General features: G+C 41.3%; 19 protein-coding genes. 6 read left to right on the forward strand and 13 right to left on the reverse strand.

Translation table 11 applies throughout. The features are described from left to right. Positions 1–51 precede the first annotated feature (51 nt). On the forward strand, positions 52–549 hold the full coding sequence (locus J0654_RS11870; protein ID WP_207029219.1) for a hypothetical protein: 498 nt from the start codon (positions 52–54) through the stop codon (positions 547–549). Further along, the gene (locus J0654_RS11875; RefSeq protein ID WP_207029221.1) at positions 539–1,039 is read left to right on the forward strand and encodes a nuclear transport factor 2 family protein; all 501 of its coding nucleotides are present in this window, start codon (positions 539–541) and stop codon (positions 1,037–1,039) included. The genes J0654_RS11870 and J0654_RS11875 overlap by 11 nt, the downstream gene beginning before the upstream one ends. A 5-nt stretch (positions 1,040–1,044) precedes the next feature. On the opposite strand, the gene J0654_RS11880 is transcribed toward J0654_RS11875, so the two are convergent. From J0654_RS11880 to J0654_RS11890, 3 genes are all read right to left on the reverse strand, one after another. Further along, on the reverse strand, positions 1,045–1,746 hold the full coding sequence (locus J0654_RS11880) for a hypothetical protein (RefSeq protein ID WP_207029223.1): 702 nt from the start codon (positions 1,744–1,746) through the stop codon (positions 1,045–1,047). Between the two features lie 82 nt (positions 1,747–1,828). Then, a complete protein-coding gene (locus tag J0654_RS11885) occupies positions 1,829–2,638 on the reverse strand; it encodes an SDR family oxidoreductase (protein WP_207029225.1) in 810 nt (269 codons plus the stop codon). Further along, positions 2,631–4,907, reverse strand: coding sequence for a M28 family peptidase (locus J0654_RS11890; RefSeq protein ID WP_207029227.1), 2,277 nt, complete (start codon positions 4,905–4,907; stop codon positions 2,631–2,633). The genes J0654_RS11885 and J0654_RS11890 overlap by 8 nt, the downstream gene beginning before the upstream one ends. 122 nt (positions 4,908–5,029) lie before the next feature. Here J0654_RS11890 and J0654_RS11895 point away from each other — a divergent pair, with 122 nt between their 5' ends. Next, the gene (locus J0654_RS11895; RefSeq protein WP_207029229.1) at positions 5,030–5,500 is read left to right on the forward strand and encodes a CBS domain-containing protein; all 471 of its coding nucleotides are present in this window, start codon (positions 5,030–5,032) and stop codon (positions 5,498–5,500) included. A 1-nt stretch (position 5,501) separates the two neighbouring features. Here the strand turns inward: J0654_RS11895 and J0654_RS11900 are convergent, their stop codons facing one another. The 5 genes from J0654_RS11900 to J0654_RS11920 all read right to left on the reverse strand — a co-directional run bounded on the left by J0654_RS11900 (position 5,502) and on the right by J0654_RS11920 (position 10,867). Next, positions 5,502–5,855: a hypothetical protein gene (locus tag J0654_RS11900; RefSeq protein ID WP_207029231.1), complete on the reverse strand. Its 354-nt coding sequence runs from the start codon at positions 5,853–5,855 to the stop codon at positions 5,502–5,504. Positions 5,856–5,864: 9 nt separating this feature from the next. Continuing rightward, positions 5,865–6,437 carry a pentapeptide repeat-containing protein gene (locus J0654_RS11905; protein ID WP_207029233.1) on the reverse strand — a complete coding sequence of 191 codons (573 nt, stop codon included), beginning with the start codon at positions 6,435–6,437 and terminating at the stop codon, positions 5,865–5,867. Next, positions 6,437–9,586: a VPS10 domain-containing protein gene (locus tag J0654_RS11910; protein ID WP_313783781.1), complete on the reverse strand. Its 3,150-nt coding sequence runs from the start codon at positions 9,584–9,586 to the stop codon at positions 6,437–6,439. Before J0654_RS11910 ends, J0654_RS11905 begins: the two co-directional genes overlap by 1 nt. 63 nt (positions 9,587–9,649) lie before the next feature. Further along, positions 9,650–10,141, reverse strand: coding sequence for a DUF6265 family protein (locus J0654_RS11915; RefSeq protein WP_207029235.1), 492 nt, complete (start codon positions 10,139–10,141; stop codon positions 9,650–9,652). 27 nt (positions 10,142–10,168) lie between these two features. After that, positions 10,169–10,867, reverse strand: coding sequence for an SIMPL domain-containing protein (locus J0654_RS11920; RefSeq protein WP_207029236.1), 699 nt, complete (start codon positions 10,865–10,867; stop codon positions 10,169–10,171). Positions 10,868–10,989: 122 nt separating this feature from the next. On the opposite strand from J0654_RS11920, the gene J0654_RS11925 reads away from it, so the two are divergent. Next, positions 10,990–12,126 carry a glycerate kinase gene (locus tag J0654_RS11925; RefSeq protein WP_207029238.1) on the forward strand — a complete coding sequence of 379 codons (1,137 nt, stop codon included), beginning with the start codon at positions 10,990–10,992 and terminating at the stop codon, positions 12,124–12,126. Here J0654_RS11925 and J0654_RS11930 read toward each other — a convergent pair. The 4 genes from J0654_RS11930 to J0654_RS11945 form a co-directional block, all read right to left on the reverse strand. After that, positions 12,123–12,725, reverse strand: a complete 603-nt coding sequence (locus J0654_RS11930; RefSeq protein ID WP_207029240.1) for a GNAT family N-acetyltransferase — start codon at positions 12,723–12,725, stop codon at positions 12,123–12,125. The two genes, J0654_RS11925 and J0654_RS11930, sit on opposite strands and share 4 nt — an antisense overlap. Before the next feature lie 108 nt (positions 12,726–12,833). Continuing rightward, a complete protein-coding gene (locus tag J0654_RS11935; protein ID WP_207029242.1) occupies positions 12,834–13,304 on the reverse strand; it encodes a hypothetical protein in 471 nt (156 codons plus the stop codon). 53 nt (positions 13,305–13,357) lie between these two features. Beyond that, positions 13,358–13,852, reverse strand: coding sequence for a Dps family protein (locus tag J0654_RS11940; protein WP_207029244.1), 495 nt, complete (start codon positions 13,850–13,852; stop codon positions 13,358–13,360). 227 nt (positions 13,853–14,079) lie between these two features. After that, positions 14,080–14,325 carry a hypothetical protein gene (locus J0654_RS11945; RefSeq protein WP_207029246.1) on the reverse strand — a complete coding sequence of 82 codons (246 nt, stop codon included), beginning with the start codon at positions 14,323–14,325 and terminating at the stop codon, positions 14,080–14,082. A 198-nt stretch (positions 14,326–14,523) separates the two neighbouring features. Between J0654_RS11945 and J0654_RS11950 the strand changes: the two genes are divergently transcribed. Both J0654_RS11950 and J0654_RS11955 read left to right on the forward strand, forming a co-directional pair. Then, a complete protein-coding gene (locus J0654_RS11950) occupies positions 14,524–14,856 on the forward strand; it encodes a single-stranded DNA-binding protein (RefSeq protein WP_207029248.1) in 333 nt (110 codons plus the stop codon). A gap of 143 nt (positions 14,857–14,999) precedes the next feature. Beyond that, positions 15,000–15,407 (forward strand): hypothetical protein, encoded by a 408-nt coding sequence (locus J0654_RS11955; RefSeq protein WP_207029250.1) that lies wholly within the window; start codon positions 15,000–15,002, stop codon positions 15,405–15,407. A gap of 77 nt (positions 15,408–15,484) precedes the next feature. On the opposite strand, the gene J0654_RS11960 is transcribed toward J0654_RS11955, so the two are convergent. Further along, positions 15,485–17,038 carry a M20/M25/M40 family metallo-hydrolase gene (locus J0654_RS11960; RefSeq protein ID WP_207029253.1) on the reverse strand — a complete coding sequence of 518 codons (1,554 nt, stop codon included), beginning with the start codon at positions 17,036–17,038 and terminating at the stop codon, positions 15,485–15,487. Between the last annotated feature and the right edge of the window lie 254 nt (positions 17,039–17,292).

The raw sequence follows: 17,292 nt of genomic DNA on the forward strand, positions 1-17,292 counted from the left end.
AATTTAGTTTAATGGCAAAGATACCCTTTATTAAAATTTGTACATTCGCCTATGCAAAAATTGTTAGGCATACTTGTCTTGTTCTTGGTTTTTGGCGCTTGCAAAAAAACCGAGAAAACTGCAGCCGTGGTTGAAAATTCGGATTTGGAATTCAATTATCAGAAAATGCCCGATAAAATTGGAATAAACCCGGAAGCAACGGCCATTGTGGAAAAATGGGAAGAGTTCAAAGCACTGAATACGAGCATTGATGTACTCTACAAAGCCACTAATAACGAAGATTTAGCCTTAGCCATTGATGACCTTATAGAAAAGGAAAAGAATATGGCCGATGGAGAGTACCCTGAACTTTTTGACACCTTTCAAGTAAAAAGCAGGCAAAGGGTGCTTCGTACTTTTTTGTACAAGGTAAAAGCAAGTATATTGGAAAATCAACCCACCACGGAGCCAACGATAGCTGTATTGGAAGCATACAATAATATCCGCCGACAGCTAAATGTACTCGTAAATAGCCAGTTGGATAAAAAACTGATTCTAGATGAAGCATAAAATTATTTTGTTGACCTTGTTCATGGCTTCCATAACATTTTATGGTCAGAATTCAGAAAAGCAAAAGATAAATGAGGTATTGGATAGTTGGCACTTGGCAGCTGCCAATGCCGATTTTGATACCTATTTTGATAAAATGACCGATGACGGTGTGTTTTTGGGAACTGATGCTATGGAGAATTGGCAAAATGAAGAATTCCGAACTTTTTCCAAACCCTATTTTGATAGGGGTAAGGCATGGAGCTTTACTTCGGTTCAACGAAACATTTATTTGAATGAATCAAAAACCTTTGCTTGGTTTGATGAGCTTCTGGACACCCAAATGAAGATCTGTCGTGGCTCGGGAGTACTCAAAAAAGTAAATGGGCAATGGAAAATTGCCCATTACGTGCTGTCTATAGCCGTTCCAAACGAAAATGTGGCGGAACTTATCCAAATCAAGGAAGAAAAGGATAATGAACTCCTGCAGGAACTAAAAAAGAAGCAGTAACTAACTTAGTTTTCAGCTCCCTCGGTAGACCCTTTTTTTCTGGATTCCAGCGCCTGCTTGCTCAAGCTCGCCAAGTTAAAGTTTGGCGCAATTTTAAGGGCTTCGTCAATAGAAACAATGGCGCCATCAATATTTTCTTTGTCCTGATTAAAATCAGCCAACCCTTTTAAATGGTAGAAAGCAGCTTTTAAAGGCACCTCGTAAGGTTGCTGTCTCTCGTAAAAAGCATATTTCATATCATCGGTGGAGTTGGCAATACCATAATCGATATTGGCAACGGCTCCGGCCATATCACCTGTTTGAATTTTTAAGTCGGCCATTTCATAGGCTAAATAAGGCGATGGGTTTCTGGAATTCAATTCCTCGAAATGCTCCAATGCCCTTTTAGGCTGGTTCAAAGCCTTTAGGGAAAAAGCCTTTACTTGAACCGCAAGGTCAGAGTCATCAGCATTCTTCTCTATCCCTATCGTGTTAAGTGCTTGCATGTGCCTGCCATTGTTCATGTATACAAAGGCCAACGTATCCCTTCGCTCTTTGGATGGAGCAATAACGTTCAGGTGCGTCAGAGCACTTATTACGCCATTTACATCGCCTTGTAAGCGCATTTCATTATAATAGGCTTTGTAATGTTTCAAAAGGGCATCGTTTGTTTGCGAAATACCACTAAAGCCCACCAAAAGGAGCAATAAGAGTACAGTCTTTTTCATTGAAATTCAATTTAGTGCGCCAAATCTAACAAAATAATCCCAACCTAGCTGTTAAGAATTCAATAAGTGATTACAGGGATTTTTAGGAAACAATAGAGGTGTGGAACGTATGTCCTTTTTCCAAAAAGTTCTTGCCCAGCACCAATTTTCCCTTATTTTGGGACGATTCGGTTTTGTAACGGGGAGCTGGCAGCCCTCTTTTCTGTGCTTCTTCAAAATAGTACACTTGCTTTTTGGGATGATGTGGATATACCCCGTTGAAAATTTCTCCCCAATAACCTTCCTTCAAAATGGTGGTGATCATATGGATACAATCGTGAAGATGTATCAGGTTGATGGGATTGTTTCCTCCGTGTAGGTTTTCCTTGCCCGATAACATGGTCACTGGGTGGCGGTTTGGGCCGATTAAACCTCCAAACCTGATGATAGTAGTTTTAAAACTTTCATCATCCCGAAACATTTTTTCGCATTCCACCAGTTGCTTGCCCGATTCTGTTACGGGTTTTGTGGGGGACTCTTCGGAAACTTCACCTTCTGCCTCCCCGTAAACAGCAGTACTGCTCACAAATATGATTTTGGAAACTTTGTTCTTTTTGATTTCTGTATGCAGATACTTCATCTTTTCCACAAAGTTTTCGCTGTTCTTACCACGAAGTTTGGGCGGCACATTAATGATCAAGGTTTCGATATGGGACAAAAAACCTTCAATATTTCCTTGGATTCCCTTTTCTGATAAATTTACTTTGAATGCATTGATCCCCTCGTTTTCTAGAATCCCTAATTTATTGGAAGATGTGGTGGTACCATAAACGGTGTGCCCATCTTCTATCAATTTTTTGGCCAAGGGCAATCCCAGCCATCCACAGCCTAAAACGCCAACGTTTTTACTCAAATCTCAAAGTTTTTATGGTCAATATAGCATCATTTAGTACAAAAGGCATCGGAATACTGCTTTTTGGTCGCTCTGGAATGCTGAATTCCGGATGTGTCAAAAGATCATTGGAAGCTTCATACAAAGTAAGCTCCAAAACGGAATCTTTCGGAAATTTCAGCTGTAGTTCCGTAAAATCATTATTGGTAATGTAGTGCGTTACCAATTTGCTCCTTCGATTCTCCAGAAAGTAGGACGATAATTCAACACGATTTACCTTAGCCGACTTTAAATCAATTGGATTTGTAAATACCTCCAGCCTATTTACATTCCTTTTTGGAGTGATGCAAAGCTCAATCATTCTATCGTCACCTATAATAGTATCGATAACAGTGTCAATGTAGGGCAATTGAATTTCTTTTTTAGGTGCATCCGCTACGTAACTCAGATTTGTACGGTACTTGCTGGATACGGTCTGCCCGTTAGCTTCTCTTTTGTTGTTTTTGAAGAATTGACCGTTCCATCCGATCAATACATTGTCATAGGTGGCCCATAAAGTTGAATCATTATCCGCATCGTATACATACATCAAGCTGCTTGGTTTTGGCCTTACCTCAGAGAAATCCGATTGGATGTGGCTTGTGATACCAAATGCGAAGAAGAGGAGCAAAAATAGGTATGCCAATCTCCCCTTACTTTTTAGCTGTCCAAAAAATGGAAGGGCCAAGAAAAACAATAAAGTGGTAAAGAGCGTTGCTCCCACCATCATTTTTAAGCCAAGCCCCACGGGAAACATTTTAATGAAAGGCGAATAGATCAGTACGGCAGGCAAAGCCAAGAACACCATTAAAAAGGAATTGGGTTTTTCTTGGTTGATGGTTACCAACAGACCTGCCAATAGGCCGAACAAAGGAACTATAAAAAAGCTAGCCCCTTTTAAGTACTGAGCCACCAGCCCGCAGATGATCAACCAAATAAAAATGGGTGCCACCAATAAATTGGGCGTACTTGTTTTTCGAAATTTATGATAGGTGTAAAAACAAATAAACAAGGAGAACAATACATACACGGTAATGTAAGTGTACCCATTATAGGTAAACCCCTGTAAGATATCTTTAAAGTCGGGATACCACCAAGTAATTATGGACCAACAAAAATAACCTGCAAGTCCGTTAACAATAAGGGTCACAAGTACAGGTACAAACCCTTTAAAAATACCCTTTGTATTAAGCACCTCTTTCTTAAATCCTGTAAAGAGCAACAGTACAAACGTTAGAACAGCAAAACTGAACATGGGCCAAATCCATTCAAAAGGGTAGGAGATAAGTTTAAAAAACGACATGTTAAAATATACATGGTCGTTCAAGCTTTTTAAGTCACTCAGATCAGCATCACTAAAATAAGTAAGCAGTGGCATTAAATAGCTGCCTTGGTGTGCCAAGGTGTTTCTGTCCAATCTTTCGTAAGTGTCCAATGCCGTATGATAATCATAATGATCATCTATAAAAGCAAAATTGAAACCTTCAATATCGGCATCCTCCCTAAAAACTGTGAGGTCGGTATCATTCGGAAGCATTTTATATATGCTGTATGCGAGCGAATTGGCCACCGGATATTTTGGATTGGCCCTTGTGAATTCCTTGATCAATTTACCATTACCGCGGTTGGTTTCAATAAGCATATAGCTCGGGCCTCCACTACCTCGGGCTTCAAAATTTAGGGCAAGTCCAACATCTTTTGCCCACGGATGGCCGTTTACAAAAAGGTCTGCTCCGTTAAGGCCCAGTTCCTCAGCATCTGAAATAAGAATAATGATATCATTCTTTGGAGTTTTGTTCTCACTTAAAAAGGCACGGATTCCTTCCAAAATGGTGGCAACACCACTTCCTGCATCGCTGGCTCCGTAAGAAGAATGCGGATTGCTATCGTAATGCGAAAGCAAAAGAAGGGCTTTTCCATCCTCACTTGCACTTCCCTTAATTCTGGCCAAAATATTGGTTACTTTGCTTAGGTTTGCCCAATCACCGGCAGTATACCCTTCTTGTGTGATGGTTTCCAACCCCATTTTTTTGAGCTCTGAGATTATATAAGCTCTAGCCCGTTCATGTCCAGGAAAACCAACGGCATGAGGTTCTTTGGACAACTGTTTTACATGCTCCAGAGCCCTGTCGGTAGAAAAGGAATTAATAGATACATCTTCATTGGCGTTATAAGAAGGCATCAAGGATTTAAAACTCCAATACACTGCAAAAAATAGCAGGAGCAAGGCAAGGGTTCGGGAAAATTTCATTGTGTCGGCTTGTTGAATCTTAAAAGTATGAAATTATGAAAGGTTCTTATATTTTGATAGGTAAAATTAGGTTATTCGCTAAAAAAAGCTATATTTATTAATCAACTTTAAAATCTAACCGTATGGCAATCAAGAGTTTTCAAGGCGTAAGGTCTAAGGAAGAGAACAAGAAGAAATACAATGCCCCAATATTGGTGGAGGATTATATGACCAAGAAATTGATCACCTTTTCTCCAGACCAATCCATTCTGGAAGTAATGGAGACTTTTGCCAAACACCATATCTCTGGTGGGCCGGTTCTTGATAAAAATGGTTTTTTGGTCGGAATCATTTCTGAGGCGGATTGTATGAAGCAGATTTCCGAAAGCCGATATTTCAACCAACCTATTCTGGATAAGAACGTGGAGCGATTTATGACCAAAAATGTGGAGACCATTCCGCACGACATGTCCATTTTTGATGCTGCCGGTGTTTTTGATAGGCACAATAGGCGTAGGCTGCCTGTAATGAAAAATGATATTCTGGTAGGCCAGATCAGCCGAAAGGATATTGTTGTTGCAGCTTTAAAACTCACTTCACATAGTTGGAAGTAGTTTATTCCCTTTTTACAATCATAAAATAATCGTTGTCGAGCGGTAAATACCCTAGATCGTATACGAAAAAATACGTGCTGCCCTTTTTTGTGGTGTACAGGTTGGTGATGTACTCAAAATCAAAACCTTTGTCCAGCAAGCGCATTTTTGTGGTCTTTGTTTTACCGTCCCTAAGGGGAAAGCTGTCCAAAATCCTATAATTCTTGCGAAGCTTATTGTTGATGTTCCGCACTAGATTTTTGCTATCTCTGTTGAGCAGATTGTTATAGGCATTCCTACAATGGTCGGAACAGTATTTTTGGTCTATACGGCCCAGTAGCTTTTCACCGCATACCAAACATTTTCTTTCGGGCATAGGATAAGATTAGGTAACCACAATATCATACTTTTTTAATAAACCGATTAATCCTTCTTTGCTGAAACGGGTTTTCTTTAAGTGATTGATGGATGGGTCGATATTAAAATTTATCGCAGAAGTAAAATCAGCTTGCTCTAGTCCGGTACCATCAAATAAGGCATTTTCAAAATCACAGTTTGGAAACTTGCCTTGTTTTAAAATACTCTCCGAAAAATCGGTTTGATGAAATTTACAACCTTGGAATACGGTACCCGATAGGTTTAAACCGTTAAAAGATGCGATAGAAAGATTGCACCCTATAAATTGTAAGGACAACAAAAGTGGGTTGCAGGTTTCAAACTGGACCCCTACCATTTTGCAATTTTCAAAAGTAGCATCGTTAAAAGTGGTATGGGCAATATTGGCATTGGTGAGATCACAGCCCTCAAAGGTGCAATCCACAAAATTTTGGTTGTCCAAGTACCCCTTGGAGAACAGGCAGTCCACAAAACGGCAATTTTCGTAATCGCCCTTGGGCAATTTTTGCTGTGTATAATCCTGTTTTGTGAACTCCTGATTCGTCCAAAAGGTAGATGCCATTACTCTCCTGTTAAAATAATAGCGGGTATGTCCAATGCTTTGAACATGTTGTTGTACTCTTTCATGCCGTTTCCTACAATGGCATTTTTCTCATTTTCAAAAGTTTTCCATTCAGACATATTGTCCCTGAAGAGTTCTTTTGCCCCTTCGGTTACTTTGGGCTCGGCCACGTCTATAAAACCTCTCAAATGCATAAAATCGGCATTTAGCTTGCTGCTGAAGTTGACTACATCTTGGAAAGTTTTTTGTTTGGGCTGAATCAAATTCTCTTCCCAAGTATTGATGCGCTCCAAAAGCGCATCGCCTTTCTCCAGCAATTCTTTGGCATTTTCATTGTCCTTGAGCAGTTCCTTATATTTTTTGAGCTGGCTTTTTGCCATGCGCATTTGGTTGACCGCCTTGTGCATATTCACCAAAGTTTCGTCAATTCGTGTCAAGTAGGACTGTTGTTCTGCATAATCGGCAGCAGTGGCATCGATCAATGGATCTGCCATTACAACCGCTTTGGTTTCTACTGTTTCATTTTCCATGGATAGGCGAAGTGTGTAGGTGCCTGGTGCCACTCGTGAACTTCCATAGCCATCATAGCCAAAAACATTTTCTATAGAAGGTGAGGGTTCACGGTAAAAATCCCAAGTAAATCGGTTGTACCCTTTAGCTGCGGGCAACACCTTTGGTTTTGAGGGTCCACCAGGCCAACTCTTGAAATCTTTGGGAGCTTGGTTGGTATAGGTTCTGATGACCTTTCCGCCCGAGAGTACTTCCAATTTTAGCTCGGTGGAATCCAATTTTTTGGGCAGGTAGTAATCGAATGTTACTCCAGATTTAGGGTTCTGGCCCAATCCTGGCACATATTCGTCAGTGCTACCGTTAAAAATTCGGTATGATGGTTTAGGTGTTACAATTTGAAGTGAAGTGGCAGGGGTCAAACTATTTTGAATGGCACCTAGATCGTCCAATATCCAAAAAGCCCTTCCTGCTGTAGCAGCAACCAAATCGTTATCTTGAATGATAAGGTCATTGATCGGAACAACAGGCAAATTCAATTGCAACGGTTGCCAATTTTGCCCGTCATCCATGTAAACATATAGTCCCGTCTCTGTTCCGGCGTATAACAATCCCTTTTGCTTTTTGTCTTCACGGACAACGCGTGCAAAGGTGTGCTCCCCATCTATTCCATTGGTGATCTTTGTCCAAGTTTGGCCATAATCCTTTGTTTTGAAGATGTAGGTGTCCAAATCCATGAACTTGTATCGCATTAAGGTAATATAGGCCGTAGCAGGGTCGTGTGGAGATACCTCAATACTGTTGATGATGCCTTCTTTAATGTTCGGGGGGGTGATGTTCTCCCAAGTTTCACCACCATTTTTGGTAATATGAACCAGTCCATCATCGGAACCTGCATAAAGTAACCCTTGCTCATGTGGCGATTCCACCAAGTACATGATGGTGTTATAGTTTTCACCACCTGCGGCTTCGTTGGTATATGGTCCACTTCCAGGACCCTGCTTTTCAATTTCGTTTCTTGTAAGGTCTGGGCTTACCACATCCCAGCTATATCCTCCGTCAGTAGTTCTAAAAACTACGTTACCTGCATGATAAATAGTGTTACGGTCATGGGGTGAACTAATGATGGGAGCATTCCAATTGTAACGGAATTTAAAATCCTTCGGAATGTTTCCAAGGCCCAATTCTGGATATTCCTTTATGGGTTTTGCCTCGCGGGAAGCTTTGACCCATTTTTCAATGATTCCCTGATAGCATCCACCGTAAACAAACTCCGGATTATCAGGGTCAAAGGCCAAATACGCACTCTCGCAACCCGCAACGGCGTACCAGTCTTTCCAATCTATACCACGATCTCTCGTTCTACTTGCAATGGCTACGGAAGAATTGTCCTGTTGTCCTCCATATACATGGTACGGCACTAAATTATCCGTGATTACGCGGTAAAACTGTGCGGTGGGCTGGTATTGTTGTGAGCTCCAGCTCATACCACCGTTATTGGACACATTGGCGCCTCCATCATTGGAGTTGACCATAATCTGATTGTTCTCCGGATGTATCCAAAGGTCATGATTGTCGCCATGTGGGGTTGAAACGGGGGTAAAGGTTTTGCCACCATCAATGGATTTGGTCACGGGAGCGTTCAGTACATATACGATGTTTTCGTCTTGGGTGTCGGCGAATATTTCCATGTAGTACCAAGATCGCGCAATATTGATTCGGTTTTTATTGGTCTGTTTCCACGTTTTTCCTGCGTCCACACTTTTGTATACGCCACCTTGTTCACCTTCGGCTTCAAGTACGGCATAGACCACATCCGAATTTGCCCTGGAAACGGAGATGCCGGATTTTCCAAATTCTTTGGGTAAACCTTTTTCCATTTTGTTCCAGGTAGTCCCTCCGTCGGTGGATTTATAAAATCCAGAGGAGGTTCCTCCAGAAGTAATCGTCCATGGGGTTCTTTCGTGTTGCCACAGAGCAGCGTACAAAATCAGGGGATTGTTCATGTCCATACTTAGGGACGAAGCTCCAGTGATGTCGTTTACGTAAAGTACTTTTTCCCAAGTTTCCCCTCCATTGGTAGAACGATAAATACCGCGGTCTTTGGATGGCCCATACTGTGCACCTTGGGCCGCAACAAAAATAATGTCGGGATTGGTGGGGTGAATGATCACATCGGAAATATGACGGGTATGATCCAGCCCAATGTGTTTCCAGGTCTTTCCTGCGTCGGTTGATTTGTAAACGCCATCGCCCATTGAGGTCATTACGCCACGAGCTGCATGTTCCCCCATTCCAGCGACAACGATGTTGGGATTGGTTTCGGAGACGGCAATGTCGCCTACGGTGCCTGTTTTTAGGAATCCATCGGAAACGTTTTTCCAAGTGATACCGTCATCGGTAGTTTTCCATATACCACCACCAGTAGATCCCATGTAATAGGTATGGGGCTGTCCTACAACCCCGGTCGATGTGACGCTTCGCCCGCCACGGAACGGGCCGATATTTCGCCATTTTAATCCTGGAAAAAGGGAGTCGTTGACTACAATGGAAGGTTGGTCTGATTTTTTGTTTCTGCGTTGGGCATCCATGGGATGCAATGCCAATAACATGGCACATAAAAGTAGAAGTCTTAGTTTCACGAGAGTGTTGGAATTAGTTAGTCTGTTAAAGATACTAATTCAACTTCTTCCAATGAAACTAAATTACTTTGCTCTTTTGTAGGCAAAAAGGATTTCCTCTGAGTCACCTTCTTCTTCCACAAGGACCCAGACATTCATTTGGTCGTCGCTTATTTTTTCCATAGTAAGCCCTTCAAAATACACCTTGTTCGGCTCCACTTTTACCAGTTTAAAATCGATGGTTTTCTCCTTTTCTTCCCAACCCCTCATATTTCCGTCAAAATGTTTGAGCTGCAGTATAATGGAATCGTCCAATTGTTGGATGTGTCCCGATTCGTAAAAGGAGACTTTGTCATCGTTCACCAATCGGAAAACGAACATCATGGAATTGCCCAAGGGGGCACTCCAAATTTCTTCGGCAATACCGCCAAAAGCTTTTCCCTTCCAATGGCCTTCTATCCAAGAAACATCCTCCAAACTTGCCTTGGGGGATGGTTGTCCTTCTGTGAGTTGCATGGTTTCTTGCCCAGAAACAAGACCCGCGCTGAACATTAAAATAAGTGCAATTGATTTCATAATTGGTTTTGTTTGATAATTGATTGCCTAATTGGACAAAGCGAATTTTACGTTGACGTTGGTCTCCACCTTTATTTTTTCAAAGTCGATGTCCAAAGGTTGTGCCTGACCCATATCTGCGGAAACGGCTTTCATTTCCATCATGGGAGCTTGGTTGTATCTGGGATAGTATTGTGAATTATCTGCGATATGGATGGCCATGCCCACTTTTTGACCTAGTGGTTTGGTCAGGGCCTCAGCTTTTTGCATGGCTTTTTTTACGGCCCTGGTCTTAAGCTCCAGTTCCAGTTCATCTATTTTGGAATATTCTGTTTTTTCAATACTGGTGTTGGCAATGTCCAATTGTTCGAGTGCCATCATCACTTCCCCCAATTCCTTTCCTGAATACACCAAAAGAGAGTATTGTTTGCTTTTGAGCACTTCTTTTTGGCGTAAAAAGTATTTTTTGAAGTTGCTGCTGGCATCCTTGATCACGAGTTGCTCGTCTACATCTATTCCCATGGCTTTAAACCGTTCTGCCATTTGGTTTTCCTGTTCTTCCACGGAAACCCGGCCTTTGGTATCCTTTTCTTGGATAATGATGTTGAGATATATTTTATCAGGGGTTACCATGGTATCCACTCTGGCCTGTGTTTCCAGGTATGGGGTGTCCAGAAAGTTTTTGGTTTGGGCAAAAATTGTGGTGCTGAATAAAACCGTTACTATAAAAATGATTGCTTTTCTCATGATGTAATTTTATTAAAGGTATATACTTAAGCCTTATGTTCAAAACCTGTGCCGCTTTGTATGTAACCCTTGTGTTAATTAAATTCTCTGGTTAAATGGATTAACTTGAGTACATTGTAGGTATGAAATTTATTTTGGCACCCGATAAATATAAAGGCTCCCTTACAGGACGTGAATTTTGTGAAACCGTTGCCCGAGGTATCGGAAAAGTTTTTCCGAACTCGGACATTATACATAGGCCTTTGGCCGATGGTGGCGATGGTACCATTGATGTGGTCGCTGATTATCTCAATGCCTCAAAAGTTTCTGTTCATGTGAAAGACCCGCTTTTTCGTGAAATCAGTACGCAATATCTGCTTTCGGAGGATAAGCAAACTGCTTTTCTAGAAATGTCCGAAGCTTCGGGCTATAAGTTGCTGCAAAAGTCTGAAATGAATTGTATGGATACCACCACCTTGGGAACGGGTGAAATGATTTTGGACGCCCTTGAAAAAGGGGCGAAGAATATTGTTCTGGGGATTGGAGGCAGTGCAACCAACGATGGGGGCATGGGGATGGCCAAGGCCCTGGGCTATGCGTTCTTGGACGTGGATGGAAACGAATTGGAACCGATAGGGAAGAACTTGGGCGAGGTAAAGAAAATTCAAAGAGACCAAGTAAACCCTAAGGTATATGATGCTAAAATCCAAGTAGCTTGCGATGTGAACAATCCCTTTTATGGTGAAAATGGTGCGGCCAAAATTTATGGGGCACAAAAAGGGGCATCAGCAAAAGAAATAGCGCTTTTGGACAAAGGTTTGGAAAGCTTTGCGGCGGTACTAAAATCCACTTTTGATGTTGATGTCCAAAACATTTCTGGAGCCGGAGCTGCTGGTGGTGTAGGTGGGGGTGCTGTGGTTTTTTTAAATGCAGAATTGGCCTCTGGTGTGGATTTGGTGATGGAGCTTGCCAATTTTGATCAAGTTTTGGAAGGTGCCGATTGGGTGATTACGGGCGAGGGACAGTTGGATGGCCAAACCTTTTCCGGAAAAACCATAAATGGAGTGGTGCAGGCTGCGAAAAAGCATCAGGTTCCCATTGCGGCATTTTGTGGTTCCATTGATGTATCCATAGAAGAAATGCAAGAAATGGGATTGGGTTATGCCGTTTCCATCTTGAATCAAATAGGAAACCTGGACGATGCCAAGACCAAAACGGTAGAAAACCTGGAATTGGCCAGTTATAATTTCGCCCATTTGCTGAAGTTGGGCAAAGGCTAGCTCACTTGGTTTTTGCCCAGCTTAAACTCCAACGCTGTTTTTACCGTTTTCCATTCACTGTTTAAAATGGAGTATACCACGGTATCCCGTAGATTTCCAGAGTCATCAACACGATGGTTTCTCAAAATGCCATCTTGTTTGGCCCCTAAACGGAGAATGGCATTTCTGGACGGATGGTTGTGAAAATGGGTGCAGAACTCCACGGCTATGCAGTCGAGGTTTTCAAAAGCATATTTTAGCAAAAGGTACTTGCACTCCGTATTTATTCCTGTTCGCTGCACTTTTTTCGCGTACCATGTCGCACCGATCTCCACCCGTTTGTTTGTTGCATCCACATTTAAAAAGCGGGTGCTCCCCACAATAGTGTTGGTTTTTTTGTTGATGATGGCAAAAGGCAATGCATGTCCGGATGCCTGCTGGGATAGGGCAATGTCCAAATAGGAATCTATGGTTTTTGGCGAGGGTACCGAAGTGTACCATAGTTCCCAAAGTTTTCCGTCCGATGCGGCAAATACCAGATCCACTTTTTGTGATTTCTGCAAGGGGACGAGCTTTACCAATTCGCCTTCCAATTGTATGGGACGTAACCAAGAATCCATAGGTTGAATTTATGGTTCAAATATAAGTTTTAATCGATTGATTAAAACAAAGAAAAAGCCAGGGTTTTCCCCTGGCTTTACATCAATCAAAAAACGAAATTATATCAACTATTTCGATTCAAATTCCTCGATAATAAAGAAGTTTTTGTTCTTCTTGTTCACGAGATAGTTGTTTTCCAGCACGTTGTAGTGCATGGATTTATCATCAACATTGATGTCAAAACCGTCATCGGTCTGTACAACCTCAAAGTCGTTGTTTTCGGTGCCCTTGTATTTAAGTACCATGTAGTCATCATAGTTTGCATCGGAATCACTGTCAATGGCTACCAATTTCGTCACAAAAGGCGAGGAAAGTTTTCTGTCTTGATTGACCATTCCCTTATCCTTGTTGTTCAATTTCATGCCATATTTTCTGCGTTCCATCACTTTTACGCTGTACTCTTTTTCAACACCGTTTTCGGATACGGTAAAGGTATTGAGCTGTGTGGTGGCCTTCATGATCCCAGAGTTTTGGCTTTGCCCATATCCTGCAAAGGCTGTTAAAGTTGCGAATGATAGTATAGTGAATAGCTTTTTCATAGTCTTGTTTTTTGCGGTTAATAAATCAGTTGTGTGAGAGAAATTTATGTTTCCTACTTTAGGAAAGAAGTGAACATCCAGTGTCTTTTCTCCAACTCGGTCATAAATTCAGTCAACATGTTTTCTGTGACAACGTCTCCAGTTTCGAGCGAAGCATTAACGGCATCTAACATGCTATCGTGCAATACTTCGTAATCATGCAGTACTTCTCTTACCATTTCCAATGGAGAAAGATTTTTATCTTTTTCTTCGATTTTGGAGAGCTCCAATGTTTTCTTCATGGTGAAATTGGTTTTCACACCAAACACCCGGATACGTTCTGCTACGATATCAATATTTTCTTTTACCGTGTTGTATTCATTTTCAAACTCCTCGTGGAGCTCAAAAAAGTCTGGTCCTTCAATATTCCAGTGAAAATTTCTCAGTTTATTATAAAATACCTGATAGTTGGCCAATAACGTGTTCAAACTGACCACGATTTCAGCTGTTTCCAAGTAAGTGAATCCTAATTTTTTAAATGTTTTATTTTTTGCTTTAATAGCTTCCATATAATAGATTTTTGATTTGTTTAGTATAAATGTACAAGTCTATACCCGTGAGGATTGATTGTAACGATGTAATTCTTAATGCAATAGGTTTTTGAGTAACCTAAACAGGGTGAATCAGTAGAATTAATGCCCTTTCAATAATCATTTTAATAGATATCTTTTACATTGCACATATAAAAAGATAAGTGTATGTTGCAGAAAACCAATTGTTTAACGTAATTTAACGCTTATTGGGATTTGTTTTGGTTTATGGGGTCGATATCGTCTCTAATAATGAAACCATTGCAAAGCGATTCGTAGACTTCAGAAGATATGTCGGTCAAATGTTCCTTCTCCTGACCAAATACTTTTTGAGGATTTCCATGGGTGAAATCTTTTTCCTGAATATATATGGTTTCGCATATATCGTACATTTTTTTACAGAAGCTGAACCTTTTGATGACTTTGTACTTATGGATGGTTCTAATGTGCATTGGGCAGAGGGTTTTCGGTTGCTCAATTGGACACAGTATTACCTCATAAGTCACTTTTAATTAAATACAATTGATTACATACGTTTACAAACGAAAACAAATGATTGCAAACCGAATATCTTTTTAGGGTGATTATAAGTTTGCCCTGTCGGACTATGAGAGTTTGATTGCAGAATTTTAAACTTAAATCTTACTATTATGAATTCACTTAAGAACAAAGTTCAATTGATTGGTAATTTGGGTAATGACCCAGAAATCATCCTTATGGAAAATGGAACCAAATTGGCCAAGTTTTCTCTCGCTACTAACGAAACCTATAAGAATGCCAAAGGTGAAAAGGTTACGGATACGCAATGGCACAATATTGTGGCGTGGGGAAAGTTGGCGGAAATCTCCGAAGACTTTTTGTCCAAGGGCAAAGAGGTCATGATCGAGGGCAAGCTTATGAACCGCACCTACGAGACCAACGAAGGCGAGAAAAGATATATTACGGAAATCAAGTGCAACGAATTACTGATGCTCGGAAAGTAAGTATATGGAAATTACAACGACTGAAAAGGGGCAACCGTCCCTTTTTTTGGTTTTTGTGTTAGGGTAAATCCTTTTTAAGTTGTTACATAGTCGAACGCCAGAACTTTTGTAAATGAACAAGGTATTTAGTAAAACTCAAACAAATGAGATTAAAAGTTCACATCACGATAGTATGGTTTACTTTAGGATTGGCGGCCATTGCTTTTGGGCAAGAAAAGAACGTTCCTTTTTATGAAAAGCAGGCTTGGAAAGATGCCCATCAAGAACAATCTACTACCTTTTCCAGTTTAGAAGATGAAAAGGATTTTTGGCAAGATCAAAATCGCTATGAAAACGATCTAAAAACCAAGGATGATCTTGCTTACTATAGTTATATGATAGCTAAAAGGGCTGCCTATTCAGAGCATGCCAAAACTTGCGGAAACCATTGTGCCCATAGCGATTATTACTACGAACAGGCAAGTATATATTTTACCTTTAAAAACAACAAAGATTTTTCTAAAGAAGCAATTGGGACTTTAGTTCAAGTAGCTTCCCCTCGAATATTTTAATGTGTATTTTAGTTAGTTAATCCAAAAAGCGCTCGATTTAATCGAGCGCTTTTTTAGTATTCCCTTATAGCTCAGATTTAGTTCTGACCACCATCTCTTTCAGGTGAACGTGGGGTGGGCCATTCCAATTGTTCTCCCGTTCTATTGCTTATGGGCAGCACTGCTTTTTCCCTCGATGTCTTTTCTGGATACTCGCTTGCCATATAGGCGAGAATTGCAGTAAGAATAGCATTGTTTCGAACGTCATCAAAAATAATTTTGTCGTAAGTGTCCCTATTGGTGTGCCAGGTATAGTTCCAGTAGGACCAGCTTAAAGAACTTAAACTAAAAGCTGGGGCTCCAGCGGCTTGGAACGACGCATAATCCGACCCACCGCGTGCAGGCGTTCCGGGAAAGGTCGTTTCGATTTCATCGGTAATCTCTCTAGGTACTTCGTGTAGCCATTTGCCCAAATAATCATAGGAATTCAAAAATCCACCACCGGAAATTCGAACCACTCTACCCGTACCATTGTCCTGATTAAATAGGGCCTGTACTCCTGCTACGATTTCTGGGTGGTCTTCCACAAAAGCCCTAGAACCGTTAAGCCCTTGTTCTTCGCTGCCCCAATGGCCAACTAAAATAGTTCGCTTTGGATTGGGATATACTTTTTTCAAAATACGCATGGCCTCCATCATTACCAAAGTTCCTGTGCCGTTATCCGTGGCGCCAGTTCCGCCATCCCAAGAATCAAAATGTGCTGATAGAATCACATATTCATCTGGTTTTTCAGAACCTTTTATTTCAGCAATGGTGTTGAATGTGGGTACTTTGCCTAATTCTTTGGATTTCGCTACAATATGTAGTTCTGGTTTTTGTCCGGATGCTACCAATCGATATAGCATTCCATAGTCTTCCAATTCCAAATCAACGGTCGGAATTTCTTTGGTGTAGGCCCCGAATATTTTGTTAACACCAAAACCTCTGGACCAGTAGGAAGCAACAATCCCAACCGCACCAGCGTCTTCGAGAGCAACGGGCAATGTTCTTCTGTTGAGTCCAGTGTTTTGCATGTTCTCTCTCCAGGCATCATTTTGCGCATCACGCTCTTTTTTCATTTTTTCAAAAGACTTTTCGGTAGCAAACTCCTCCCAATTATAATCGGGTCTTCCCGTGGGTTGCGGCATAGAGATCATTACGAGTTTACCTTTAACATTGGGTAGCCAGTTCACAAATTCCAAGGAGTCCGATACGGTTGGTAAAACCACCAATTCTGCGGTAACACCTTTTTTGGGAGTGCTAGGGCTCCAAGCCAATTGGGTTCCCCTTAAGCTCTGTACTCTGGGATGTACCATGTCTATATGGGTAATTCCACGTTCCCAGCCTTTCCATTCACCCCATTGTTCGTTGCGAGCGGGAATTCCCCAACTTTTGTATTTGGCAACGGCCCAATCGTGGGCATTCTTCATTTGTGGTGTGCCCACCAACCTGGGTCCTATGCCATCCATTAGCTGATGGCCCAAGGTTTCCAGTTGGGAATTTTCGTTGGCTTCTTGAATGATTGCTTCGATTGTAGCGTCCTTGTCCTGTGCCAACATCGAAATGCTGCAAACAAGGAGCATGGTAAATAAAAGGGAGGTTTTTTTGATCATGGTTTCTAGTTTGCCCTAAAAATAGCACAAATAAAGCAACCTTTGGTGGGACAGGGGGGAGAGTATACAGGCAGTTGGCCGAGTGATGTTTATGCCACTTTTTTAAGTAGATCAAAGCAAGGACATTTTTTACAGCGCTTGCTTTCACTTTTCTTATATTTTTTACAACATTTTGATTTTACCTTCCCGGTTGGTGGTAAATCTCTAAGCTTTGCTTTTTTGAGTTTCTTTTTGTCCTTTTTCTTTCCCATAAG

The sequence above is a fragment of the Flagellimonas profundi genome, assembly GCF_017313275.1.
Lineage (GTDB): Bacteria > Bacteroidota > Bacteroidia > Flavobacteriales > Flavobacteriaceae > Flagellimonas > Flagellimonas profundi.